Raw genomic sequence first — 12,042 nt, forward strand, 5'->3', positions numbered from 1 at the left:
CCCTGCTTCGCCTATGGTCTCCGCGACGGACGGGAACTCCTCCGACTCGACCGTGGTTCGCTGGCGGGGCGAGGCCGACTCACGACTCCGGACCGCCCTCCGCCACGTCGTCGCCAGCGCGTTCCTCACCTTCGGGGCGATAGTCGGATTCGCCCTCCTCTACTTCGGCTACCTGACGCTCACGGGCGCCGCCGCCGAGACGTTCGTCGTGTTCCTCGTCGCCGTCCTCTTCGGCGGGCCGTTCGCGCTGCTCTACCTCGTGGCGCTCCGGGAGGAGCTTTCGCCCTCGGAGCTGCTCCCGTACGAGTTGAACCTGTACCCCCGGTACGTCCTCCTCGCGACGCCCGTCGCCCTCCTGCTCATCTACGGGTTCGTCCGCTTTCCGCCCCTCGGGTTCGCCTACCTGGTCGCCGGACCGTTTCTCTGGGGTCTCCTCGCCGCGCGCGAGGCGGCGGGGGCGATAGACGTCGACGCGGGCACGCTGACGGTGGACGACGGCACCGCCGCGACCGCCGACCGGGGACCGCGGGACGTGCGACAACTCCGGGCACACGCCTCGTTGGGTCTCGGCGGCTACCGCCTCGTCCGCCTCCGGTACGACGGGTCGGCGGTGCTCTCGCGCCCGCCGCTGCTCCTCGTTCCCGACGGGGACTACTCGGCGGTCGATGCGGCGCTCTCCGAAATCGAGTCGCGCGACTACGGGGTCAAGGTGCGGAGGACCTCCCGCGGGGCGAAGGCGTTCCTCGTCGGCTTCGGCCTCCTGTTCGTCGCCGTCGCCGCCGGTCTCGTCGTCGCGACCGACGGCCTCTCGCGCGCGCTGATGCCCGCGCTGCTGATGGCCTGTTTCGGTCTCCTGTTCGTCGCGTTGGCGTGGCTGGCGTGAGACGTCCGTCTGCCGGCGCCTTCTTGCGGTTCGAGCCCAAACGGAGACCATGAACGGTGCCGCGTCGTCGTTCGATCCCGAGGTGCTGATGACGTCCCTGAGACAGGAGTTCGGCGGCAGGGAACCGGAGCGGCGCGTGGTCGCCCGACAGGCTCGCGACCTCGCCGACTCCGGCAAGCCCCGACGCGACCGCGGGGAACCGCTCACCGTCGAAGAGGTGGTGCGGCAGTTGCGCGACGCTCCCGACGGTTCGACGCTCGCCGAGCGCTGGAACTGGTGGCTCGGGGCGCTCGAAGCGGCCCACGGCGGCTACCGCGACTTCCAGGTGACGCGCGTTTCGACCGGCGACTAAGCTATCATAGCGCCCGCAACCGAGTACGCATCCGACCGCACGACGCCGTGCGGTCGAGCGAGCGGAGACGCGCGGACGCTACTCTAGAATCTCCGCGGCGAGTTCCCGCGCCCGTTCGACGTGTTCGTCCGCCTCGGCGTCGTCGGTGCCGTCGACGTGCGAGAGCAGATCCGACACCGTCACCACGCGCGAGCGAACGACCGACGGCGCGACGGTCGGGTCCTCGGCCACGTCGCCGGCGACGGCCTCCGCCTCCCCGAGATGCGCGCTCGCGGTCCGCTCGACCGGTCGCTCGGCCGTCGCCGCGAGGTGCTCGTGTAGCGCCCGAAGCCGTTCTCGGGTCTCCTCGTCCACTTCGTCTCCGCCGTTCCCGTCAGTCATCGTCTCCCCCCCAGTCAGTCTCCTCGCCCGTCTGCGCCCGCCAGAGCGCCGCGTACGCGCCGCCGCCGTCGACGAGTTCGTCGTGGCTGCCCTGTTCGATGACGTCGCCGTCGTCCAACACGAGAATCTCGTCGGCGTCGACGACGGTGGAGAGGCGGTGGGCGACGACGAGCGTCGTCCGGTCTTCCGAGAGGCGGTCCAAGGAGCGCTGTATGGCGCGTTCGGTCTCCGTGTCGACGGCGGAGGTGGCCTCGTCGAGGACGAGCACCGGCGGGTCCCGGAGGACGGCGCGGGCGAGGGAGACGCGCTGGCGCTGCCCGCCCGAGAGCTTCACGCCGCGTTCGCCGACGCGCGTCTCGTAGCCGTTCGGCAGGTCCGTGATGAACCCGTGCGCCTCGGCGGCTCTCGCCGCGCGGCGGACCGTCTCGTCGTCGGCTTCGAACCGCCCGTAGCGGACGTTCTCCGCGATGGTGCCGTCGAACAGGTGGGTGTCCTGCGAGACGTAGCCGACGGCGTCCCGGAGGCTGCTCAGGGTGAGGTCCTCCACGTCGTAGCCGTCTACGCGCACCGTCCCCTCGGTGGGTTCGTACAGGCGGAGCAGGAGCTTCAGCAGCGTGGACTTTCCCGCGCCCGTCTCGCCGACGACGGCCACCGTCTCGCCGGGTTCGGCGTCGAACGACACGTCGCGCAGGATGGGCTCGCTCGCTACCTCGCCGAACACGTCGCGGTAGGCGAAGGAGACGCCGTCGTAGGAGACGACGCCCTCGGGGTCCTCGAGAACGACGGCGTCCTCGTCGCTCTCGATGTTAACCGGGATGTCCGAGAGGCCGAACACCCGTTCCGCGGAGGCGCGGGCGTTCTGAAACTGGTCGACGATGTTCGACACCTCGGCGAGGGGGGCGACGAACCGCTGGGTCATGAGGATGAACGTGACGAACGTCCCGACTTCGAGCGTGCCGGTGAGCGGGCCGGGCGCGGTGCCGGTAAACAGCCAGTAGCCGCCGACGAGGAACGTCGCGGTGAACGAGAGGCCGGCGAGCAGTTCCATCCCGGGGCGGTAGAAGTAGCTGAGTCGCAGCACCGACATCGTCGTCTCGAACAGGTTCCGCGACGCGTCGCGGACGCGCTTCCGTTCGTACCCCTCGCTGTTGGTCGTCTTCACGAGTTCGATGCCGCCGATGCCGTTCTCGATGCGGGTGTTGAAGCCGGCGACGGCCGACTGGCGCGCGCGGTAGCGCGGCGCGACGACGCGCATGAACCACCACGTGAAGGCGACGATGACGGGGACGGCCACGAGGGTGACGAGCGCCAACTGCCAGTTCAGGGCGAAGAGGACGAACGCGATACCGCCGACCATGATGAGGAGGCGGAGGGAGTTCATCAGGGCGTTGTCGAGGAACATCTCCAGATTCCCCGCGTCGTTGTTGAGGATGGCCATCACCTCGCCCGTCTGCTTGTCGTCGAAGAACGTCATGTCGAGTCGCATCAGCTTCGTGAAACTGTCCGTGCGCACCGCGTGCATCACCTCGTGAGCGAAGAGGTTCGCGGAGATACCGTACACCCACGTGAACACGCCGGTGACGACGAACGACCCTGCGATGAGGGCGACGGAGAACCAGAACTGCCCCTGCGGCGTCGCCGGGACCCACGCCGCGGGGACGAACGGGAGCGTGTACGCGCCGTCGCCCGACTGGAACAGCGCGTTGATGGCCGTGCCGAGGACGACGGGCGGGAACAGCGAGGCGGCCTGTGCGACGAGGTTGGCGAGGAGGCCGATAGTCAGCCACCGCGCGCGCGACGTGCCGTACTCGCGGAAGAGGCGGGCGAGCGGACGCGTCACGTCGGCGCGGTAGCGGTCGAAGGCGCTCTCGTCGGCGTGACTCATTGGTCCCGAGAGCGCCCCTCGCGACATGAAGCCGATGGAAACGGCGAATCGGGAACGGACGGAGCGTTCGAGCGTCGGGGCGGAACCGACGACGAAAAGCGTCTCGGGCCGGTAGACTCTCCGCATGAAGCTCCAGTTCCTCGGGGGCGTCGGCGAGGTGGGACGCTCGGCGATTCTCGTGGACGATTCGCTACTCCTCGATTACGGGATGCTGACGGGCAACCCCCCGCAGTTCCCCGTCTCCTCGCCGGACCCCGACGCCGTCGTCGTCTCGCACGGCCACCTCGACCACGTCGGGATGGTCCCCGCCCTCCTCTCCGGCGACCGGCGCCCGCCGATTCACTGGACGCCGCCGACGGCCGAACTCGCGGGGACGCTGGCGCGCGACACGCTGAAACTCCAAGGAGGCAGGTACGACTGCCCGTTCACCGAGACGCACGTCCGGCGGATGACGCAGGTGTCGGAACCGCACGGCTACGGCGAGGCGTTCGAGGCGGCGGGCTACGAGGTGACGCTGTACGACGCCGGGCACATCCCCGGCAGCGCGCACGTTCTCGTCGACGACGGCGAGACGCGACTGCTGTACACGGCCGACTTCCACACCGACGACCAGCGAATCGTCGGAGCCAGCACCGACCGCCCGGACGCGGACGTCGTCGTCTGCGAGTCCACCTACGCCGACGTGGAACACGAGGACAGGGCGGCGGTCGAAGAGCGGTTCGTCGAGTCCGTTCGCGGGACCATCTGGGAGGGCGGCACCGTCGTCGTGCCGGCGTTCGCCATCGGCCGCACCCAGGAGATGCTGCTCGTCCTCGACGCCCACGACGTGGAGTGCTACGTCGACGGGATGGGAAAGGGGGTGACGAAGATGCTGCTCCGACACCCCGAGTTCGTCCGCGACGGCGAGGCCCTCCGGCGGGCGAAGTCGCACGCGCGGTTCGTCACCGGGCGGAACGGGCAACGGCGGCGCATCGCCTCGCAGAACACCGCCATCGTGACGACCAGCGGGATGCTCTCGGGCGGCCCGGCGATGACGTACGTGCCCGAAATAAGCGGCGACCCGACGAACAAGATAACGCTCACCGGCTACCAGGTGGAGGGGACGCCCGGCCGCGACCTGATAGAGCGCGGGCGGGCGGAGATAGACGGCCGGACGATGCCCGTCGCCGCCCGCGCGGAGATGTACGACTTCTCCGCGCACGCCGACCGCGAGGGTCTCCGCGCGTTCCTGCGCGAGTACGAGGGCGCGGAGGTGTTGGTCAACCACGGCGACGACTGCGCCGGGTTCGCCGAGACGCTTCGGGCGGACGGCTTCGACGCCCGCGCGCCCGAACTCGGCGAGACGGTCGAGGTTTGAAGCGTCGGAACCGGCGTCACGAGTCGGCGGCGAGGCGCACCGCCGCCGCCGTCACGGTCACGAGACCGACGACGACGCCCGCGAGGAACGCCGCGCCGACGTTCCGGAGCGACCCGCCCGACGAGTCGCCGGACGCATCGGACGACGCCGAGACGCCGGACGGTGTCGACTCCGCGGACCCGGGCGGCCGACTCGGTTCGGTCTGTATCGCGGTATTCCTCGGCTTGGTCCCGACGGGGGCGTCCTCGCCGCCGGTGTCGACGGTCTTCTCGCTCTCGTCGTCCGCCGCGAAGGGGTCGTCGGCCTCCTCGGCCGCGGACAGGCGTTCGTGTTCTCGCTCGCGGATGACCGCGTTGACCGTCGCGCCGACGAGGAGGACGAACCCGCCGAAGTACAGCCACGTCAGGAGCAGAAGAATGCCGCCGATGACGCCGTACGCCTCGTACTGCGAGGCGGCGTCCGCGTACACTTGGAACCCGACTTCGAGCAGCGCCCACCCGCCGGCGGCGACGACGGCGCCGGGGAGCGCTTCGCGGACGGTCATCTCCACGTCCGGGAAGACGTAGTACATCGGGAGAAAGGCGAGACTCAGGCCGAACAGGAGGAACAGCGGGTTCAGCACGTGGAGGAGCGGGAGGCGGAAGTAGGCGAACGCGCTGCCGGCCAGCGAGAGGGCGGCCACCGAGAGGACGATGGCGAGGAAGGCGACGAGTCCGTCGCGCAACTGCTTGAGGATGTTGCCGTCGTTCGTCGTATCGTACACCTCCGCGAAGGCGGTATCGAGCCCGCGGAACAGTTTCAAGGCCCCCCACAGGAGGATGAGCGTCCCCGTCACCGACAGACCGACCTCTCCGCCGGCGTTGTCGATGGCGGCGTGAACCTCCGTCTGCGCGCCGGGCGTGAGATACGATTCCGTGAGGTCCGCGACCGTGGCGGCGAACACCTCGCTGCCGACGGTGCTGACGAGGAGGAGGACGAGGAGCAACAGGGGGATGAGCGAGACGAACGCGTTGTACGCGAGGCTACCGGCGAGGAACGTCAGGTTCTGTTCGCGGACGCGCGCCACGACCGTCCGGACCACCGCCGTCGTCTCCCCGCCCTCGAATCTCATTGCGGGTCGTTAGGAGCGGGGGATGATGGATGCGACGGCCGGGGCAGTTTCGGCGCGGGAGCGAGTGCGTCCCGTCGCTCAGTCGTCGTTCGCGCTCGTCGCCTCGAACTCGGAGAAGGTCCGCTGGTCGTCGTCGGTGCGGAGCGGGTTGTCGCCGCGCGCGTCGGGGTCCAGCGGTTCCCCGGTGACCAACTCGGGCAGGACGATGCGGACGAAGTGCACGGCGATGACGAGGAGCAGTGGTCCCAAGAACAGGCCGTACCAGCCGAACAGCGCGGGACCGATGATGTAGGCGAACATCACCGTCCCGGTGTGGAGGTTGCGCCCCGAGACGTACGGGCGGAGCAGGAAGTCCGGGATGGTGTCGACGATGACGAGCGAGACGCCGCCGTACACCAGCGCGACCCACAGCGTCGCGGGGTCGGTCAGGGCGGCCTCGACGGCCAGGAGAATCGTTACCGGCACGTAGACGATTTTCATCCCGACGACGGGGATGAGGCTGCCCGCGCCCGTCAGCGCGCCCAGGAGCGTCGGCGACGGGATGGACATCGTGGGGGGCGCAAACAGGTTGATGGCGTTGTAGGAGACGGCGGCGATGACGGCGATGGCGAACGCGTTGAGTATGTTGCCGAAGTAGATGGTCTTCAGGTCGCGGTCGACGGCGGTCATGTAGGCGTTGACCGTGCCGCCCTCGCCCGAGAGGTTCTCGCGCGTCCACGCGGCGAGACGTCGGTCGTCGCGCAGCAGGTAGAACGCGAAGGCGAAGGCGATGAACAGTTGCAGCGCCGCGCCGAGGACGAACGACGCCGTCCCCGCGAGTGAGGCGAGGAGGGTGCTCACCGTCGCCGTGTCGGCCGCGTCGAACAGGGCGCGCGGGTCTTCCAGCAGCGTTCCGAGCAGTTCGTTGGGGTTCCGAACCGCGTCGAACGACCCGAGGTACGGTTCCAGCGCCGTCCACAGTCCGTCCTGATTCTGCCCGACGAACGCGCTCAGTTCCTGGAAGGCGACCAGCGCGGTGTACCCCACGAGGATGACGATGGGGAGCGACAGTACGAGCAGCGCTATGCCGGCGCCGAGGCTCTGCTGGCCGACGCGGTCCCGAATCCGGTTGTAGACGGGACGCGTCGCGTAGTACAGAAACAGCCCCAGCATGAACGTCCCGAGGTACGCCTCCGCGACGAACGCGAGGACGAGGAAGATGGCGAGCCCGAGCAGCCACCACATGGCCCGGGAGCGGTCGACCGTCGAAGTGAAGCCGAACTGCATCGTCGTGGTTTGGGGAGACGGGGACAAAACCCCTTTCCCCGGCCCGACGGCCGCCGTAATACCCGATATCGCCCGACAGCCCCGCCGACACCCCTCCAGAGGGGAATCCTGGTAACGGTGTCGATGTCGTAAGTGATTTACCCATCGTTTAGGTATACCTAAAGCGAAGATGTCTGGAGACGCGGGAACCGGTCGGTTCGCGGGCGGCGAGCGGCTGCTCGGATGGGTCGACGCGACGCTGGTGTCGGTCTGTCTGAGCAGCGTTCTCATCGTGATTCTCGGCGGACTGGTGCAGGTGAGCTTCGGTTCCTACTCCATGACGCTCGGACAGGCGTGGCGCGCCGTCCTCGACACCGCGGTCCTGTTCGACCCCCACTGGATGCTCAACTTCCTGCTCGGCGAGGACCTGATGCGGGCGGTCACCGGCTTTCGGGGCGAACTTCCGGAACTCCCGACTACGACGCTCATCGTCTGGAACATCCGCCTCCCGCGCGTCTTCGTCGCCGTTCTCGTCGGCGCGAACCTCGCCATCTCGGGCGCTATCTTTCAGGCGGTGACGAGAAACGAACTCGCCAGCCCCTACATCCTCGGCGTGAGTTCCGGCGCGGGCCTCGCCATCCTCCTCACGCTCGTCGTCTTCAGCGGACTCGCGCCGTTCCTGCCGCTCATCGCCGCTTTCGGCGGCGCGCTGGCGTTCCTCCTCGTCTACGTCATCGCCTGGCAGAACGGCACCTCCCCGGTCAGACTCGTCCTCGCGGGCGTCATCGTCTCGACGGTGTTCCAGTCGCTGCAGACCGGCCTGTTCTTCTTCGCGGACGACCTCGCTGTCGTCCAGAGCGCCATCGCGTGGACCACGGGGTCGCTGACGGGCGTTGACTGGGAGCAGGTCCGCCTCGCGCTGCCGTCGACGACGCTGGCCGTCGTGCTGGCGGTGCTCGGCGCGCGGCAGTTGAACGTGCTCCTCCTCGGCGAGCAGACGGCCCGGTCGCTCGGGATGTCCGTCGAGCGGACGCGTTTCATGCTCTCGGGCGTCGCCATCCTCGCGGCCAGCGCCGCCATCGCCGTCGCGGGCATCGTCGGCTTCGTCGGTCTCATCGTCCCGCACGTCGTTCGGAACCTCGTCGGGAGCGATTACAAGCGACTGACCGTCGGTTGTCTGTTCGTCGGCCCCGCGCTGATGGTGGTGGCGGACGTGGGCGCGAGACTCGCCTTGAACCCCGTGCAGGTGCCCGTCGGCATCGTCACGGGTCTCATCGGCGGCCCCTACTTCCTCTATCTCATGCGGAAACAGCAGAACTTGGGTGATGTCTGATGGCCAAGAGTGAACACGAGCACACGAGCGCGACGACGGACGGAGAACAGGGCGAAGAGCGGGACGGCGCGCTGGTCGGCGACGGCCTCACGCTGTCGTACCCCACGAGCGAACGACCGGTCGTCGAGTGCGACCGGATCGACATCCCGCGCGGGGAGATAACCGCGCTCGTCGGACCGAACGGGAGCGGGAAGAGCACGCTCCTGAAGTCGCTCGCCAAGCAGTTGACGCCCGACTCGGGGTCGGTGCTCCTCGACGGCAAAACCATCCAGGAGTACGACGACAAGGAGTTCGCGCGCGAACTCGGCCTGCTCTCCCAGGAGAACGAGTCTCCCGGGTCGCTCACCGTCGAGGAACTGGTGTACCACGGACGCTACCCCCACCGCGGGTTCTTCGAGCAGGCCGGAGAGGAGGACCACGCGGCGGTCGAACGCGCAATCGACCTCGCGGGCGTCGACCACCTGCGCGAGAAGACGCTCGGCAACCTCAGCGGCGGGCAGAAACAACTCGCGTGGATCGCGATGGTGCTCGCCCAAGACACCGACGTGCTCCTCCTCGACGAACCGACGACCTTCCTCGACCTCCACCACCAACTCCGCGTGATGGAGACGGTCAGACAGTTGAACGAGCGGCGGGACGTGACCGTCGCCGTCGTCCTCCACGACATCGCCCAGGCCGCTCGGTTCGCCGACTACCTCATCGCCCTCAAGGACGGCGAAGTGTACGACTGGGGCCCGCCGCGTGAGGTCGTCACCGAGGACCTCCTCGCGGACGTATTCCGCGTCGAGGCGGCCGTCAACTACACTCCCGACCCCGAAATCGTCCCGAAACACTCACTCTGACCGCGGGACTTCGAAACACCTTTGAACGTTTAGGCAAGCCTAAAACGTAATGACATCAGACGGTTCGCGGTCTCGAACTCGGCGGGACGTACTGAAGGCGAGCGGCGTACTGGCGACGACGGGACTGCTGGCGGGGTGTTCCGGCGGGTCCGGCGAGGGAACGACCGGCGCGGATGCGACCGAGTCGGCGACCGGAACCGAGGCGGCCACCGAGTCGGCGACGGAGTCCACGGCGGAAACCGAAGAAGGGACGGAGGAATCGGCCGGCGAGTCCTACTCCGTGACGATGCCGCCCGTTGGCACCGTCGAGTTCGACTCGGTGCCGCAGACGTGGGTCGCCAACAACGGCAGTTGGGCCGACATGGGCGTCGCCCTCGGCGTCGAACCGCCGAAGGGCGTCTGGCTCACCTCGCGCTACCACACCCAGTACTACGACGAGATTCCGAACGTCTCCGTCGATAAGAGCGGGATGGTCGACCTCTACTCCGACGGCGTGAGCAAGGAGGTGTTCTACCAACTCGACGGCGACGTGCACGTCATCGACCCGAACTTCCTGTTGAACCGCTACAAGGGCTGGGAACAGGCCGACGTGGACGAAATCTCCCAGAAGGTCGCCCCGTTCTTCGGCAACAGCATCTTCTCACGGGGCTACGAGTGGCACAAGGACTACCCGTACCTCACGCTGTACGAGGCGTTCGAGAAGCTCTCGCAGGTGTTCCAGCGGCAGGACCGCTACGAGGCGTTCTCGTCGTTGCACGAGCAGTTCCAATCGAACGTCGCCTCGGTCGTCCCGTCCGCGAAGTCCGACCGCCCCGCCGTCGCCGTCCTCTGGGCGACGGGCGACGAACCCGAGTCGTTCCTCCCGTACGTCATCAGCGAGGGAACGAGCTTCAAACAGTGGCGCGACCTGAAGGTCCGCGACGCCCTCGCGGAGACGGACGTGAAGGACTTCCACAAGTCCCGCGGAAAAATCGACTACGAGACGCTCTTGGAGATAGACCCCGACGTGCTCCTCCTCCGCGGACACGAGAGCAAGACGGCCCAGGAGTTCCAGAACACCGTCGTCCAGTTCATGAAAGACCACCAGACCGCGAGCGCGCTCACGGCCGTGCAGAACGGCGACGTCTACCGCGGCGGTCCCCTGTATCAGGGCCCCATCTCGAATCTCGTCGTCACCGAACGCGGCGCGAAGGACCTGTACGGCGCCGAGGGCAAACTGTTCGACCGCCAGCGCGTCTCCGACATCGTCAACGGTAACTTCTGAACGGATAACCGTCGACGCTCCCGGGTCGGCACGCTATACGATTCGAATGTATTCTCTCAGAAGGAACGGGGGAGGTCTCCGGTATCCTACGTCGCAGACCGCCCGCTCCGTTCGTGGATGCGCGCCGCCGGCCTAAGAGGCTGTCGAACCGTCCGACGGTGGCGAACGACGGGACGGCGCTCTCGGCATCAGTCCTCGCCGCGCGTGAGTCGCAGGAACGCCCGCGTCGGCACGCGCGTCTCGACGCGACTCGGCGGCCGACCCGCCCCGTGTGCGCCCTCGACTGGCACGCGTTCGACGATGCCGGCCTCCGCGAACTCGTAGAGATACCGGGTGATGGTGCTCTCGGAGAGCGACGACGACGACGCGACGGCCGAGGCGGCGCGGCCGACCGAGGCGCGTTCGTCGGGCGGGAGCGTCACCAGGTGTCTGAGGACGGCCCGCCGGTTCTCCGAGAGGGCCAGCACGCGCCCGAGCGAGACGCACGGCCGCGGGACCGAGGCCATCCCGGCGTCGAAGTGCTCGTCTTCTATCACGTCGCTGTCCGCTTCGAGGGCGGCGTCCACCGCACCGAGGAGGGCCGCGAGGGCGTCGTGCGCGTCGCCCTCGGCCCACGCGGCGAGGCGACGGACCTGCTGGTGCGTCGTCGCGTCTCGCGTCACGCCCGTCGACAGGCGCGCGGTCAGCACGTCAGCCAGTTCCGCGCGGTGGTACGGTTTCACGGTGACCTCGCTCGTCGCCCGCGGGTCGGGGAGCACGTCCTCCGGCGCCGCGCGGCCGACGGCGACCCACGAGGTTCGGTAACCGAGGCTCGCGAGTTCGCCGGTGAACGACGCCAGTTGGTCCGTCCCGCCCTCATCGACGTGGTCGAGGGCGACGACGAGGACGCGGCCGCCGCGGAGGTGGTCGTCGACGCGCCCGCGGAGGTCGGCGGTCGACAACCCCCGCCGCGGAACCGACTCGCTCGTCGTCGCGTCGAGGACGGCGTGGTAGAACTCGAACTCGCTCGTCGTCTCGCGGAGGTCGACGTACGCGAACGAGCGGTTCTCGGCGCTCCCCCCGCGCGTCGTCGTCACGATGGAGTCCTCCGGCGAGGAGAGCAGTCGGGCGAGGTGGGCGAACAACGCCGTCACGACAGCGGATTTGCCCGACCCCGCCGGCCCCCGGACGTAGACGTTCTCCGGCGTGCGGTGGTCGAACACCGGTTCCAGTCGGTCGAGGAGTCGTTCGACGGTCGGGCCGCGACCGGTCGGTTCTTCGGGGTGCCAAACCGGGCTCAGCGACGCCTCTTCGAGCAACAACTGTCGCCTGTCGCGGCGACGTTTACGCTGAAGGATTCGTTCTTCGAGGTTCATCCGGGTACCGCCCGAATCGGGCGAGGGCGTTCGA

11 protein-coding genes are annotated in these 12,042 nt (G+C 68.4%); 6 read left to right on the top strand and 5 right to left on the bottom strand.

Annotation, left to right across the window (positions count from 1 at the left end):
• Positions 1 to 13 precede the first annotated feature (13 nt).
• Together C474_RS03370 and C474_RS03375 are read left to right on the top strand one after the other, a co-directional pair.
• A complete protein-coding gene (locus tag C474_RS03370; RefSeq protein ID WP_008383951.1) occupies positions 14 to 883 on the top strand; it encodes a hypothetical protein in 870 nt (289 codons plus the stop codon).
• 49 nt (positions 884 to 932) lie between these two features.
• Positions 933 to 1,235 (top strand): hypothetical protein, encoded by a 303-nt coding sequence (locus tag C474_RS03375; protein ID WP_008383954.1) that lies wholly within the window; start codon positions 933 to 935, stop codon positions 1,233 to 1,235.
• 78 nt (positions 1,236 to 1,313) lie between these two features.
• On the opposite strand, the gene C474_RS03380 is transcribed toward C474_RS03375, so the two are convergent.
• Positions 1,314 to 1,616 carry a hypothetical protein gene (locus tag C474_RS03380; protein ID WP_008383956.1) on the bottom strand — a complete coding sequence of 101 codons (303 nt, stop codon included), beginning with the start codon at positions 1,614 to 1,616 and terminating at the stop codon, positions 1,314 to 1,316.
• Positions 1,609 to 3,501 carry an ABC transporter ATP-binding protein gene (locus C474_RS03385; protein WP_049916700.1) on the bottom strand — a complete coding sequence of 631 codons (1,893 nt, stop codon included), beginning with the start codon at positions 3,499 to 3,501 and terminating at the stop codon, positions 1,609 to 1,611. Before C474_RS03385 ends, C474_RS03380 begins: the two co-directional genes overlap by 8 nt.
• 124 nt (positions 3,502 to 3,625) lie before the next feature.
• Between C474_RS03385 and C474_RS03390 the strand changes: the two genes are divergently transcribed.
• On the top strand, positions 3,626 to 4,858 hold the full coding sequence (locus C474_RS03390; RefSeq protein ID WP_008383960.1) for an MBL fold metallo-hydrolase: 1,233 nt from the start codon (positions 3,626 to 3,628) through the stop codon (positions 4,856 to 4,858).
• A 16-nt stretch (positions 4,859 to 4,874) separates the two neighbouring features.
• Here the strand turns inward: C474_RS03390 and C474_RS03395 are convergent, their stop codons facing one another.
• Together C474_RS03395 and C474_RS03400 are read right to left on the bottom strand one after the other, a co-directional pair.
• A complete protein-coding gene (locus C474_RS03395; RefSeq protein WP_008383961.1) occupies positions 4,875 to 5,969 on the bottom strand; it encodes a YihY/virulence factor BrkB family protein in 1,095 nt (364 codons plus the stop codon).
• A gap of 78 nt (positions 5,970 to 6,047) precedes the next feature.
• Positions 6,048 to 7,235, bottom strand: a complete 1,188-nt coding sequence (locus tag C474_RS03400; RefSeq protein ID WP_008383963.1) for an AI-2E family transporter — start codon at positions 7,233 to 7,235, stop codon at positions 6,048 to 6,050.
• Between the two features lie 169 nt (positions 7,236 to 7,404).
• Here C474_RS03400 and C474_RS03405 point away from each other — a divergent pair, with 169 nt between their 5' ends.
• From C474_RS03405 to C474_RS03415, 3 genes are read left to right on the top strand one after another with little or no spacing between them, the layout of a single operon-like run.
• Positions 7,405 to 8,547: a FecCD family ABC transporter permease gene (locus C474_RS03405; RefSeq protein ID WP_008383965.1), complete on the top strand. Its 1,143-nt coding sequence runs from the start codon at positions 7,405 to 7,407 to the stop codon at positions 8,545 to 8,547.
• Positions 8,547 to 9,389, top strand: coding sequence for an ABC transporter ATP-binding protein (locus C474_RS03410; RefSeq protein ID WP_008383967.1), 843 nt, complete (start codon positions 8,547 to 8,549; stop codon positions 9,387 to 9,389). Before C474_RS03405 ends, C474_RS03410 begins: the two co-directional genes overlap by 1 nt.
• A gap of 49 nt (positions 9,390 to 9,438) precedes the next feature.
• The gene (locus C474_RS03415) at positions 9,439 to 10,653 is read left to right on the top strand and encodes an ABC transporter substrate-binding protein (protein ID WP_008383969.1); all 1,215 of its coding nucleotides are present in this window, start codon (positions 9,439 to 9,441) and stop codon (positions 10,651 to 10,653) included.
• A gap of 188 nt (positions 10,654 to 10,841) precedes the next feature.
• Here the strand turns inward: C474_RS03415 and C474_RS03420 are convergent, their stop codons facing one another.
• Positions 10,842 to 12,008 (bottom strand): Cdc6/Cdc18 family protein, encoded by a 1,167-nt coding sequence (locus tag C474_RS03420; RefSeq protein WP_008383971.1) that lies wholly within the window; start codon positions 12,006 to 12,008, stop codon positions 10,842 to 10,844.
• Positions 12,009 to 12,042 lie beyond the last annotated feature (34 nt).

This window comes from Halogeometricum pallidum JCM 14848 (assembly GCF_000337095.1).
Taxonomy (GTDB): Archaea; Halobacteriota; Halobacteria; order Halobacteriales; family Haloferacaceae; genus Halogeometricum; species Halogeometricum pallidum.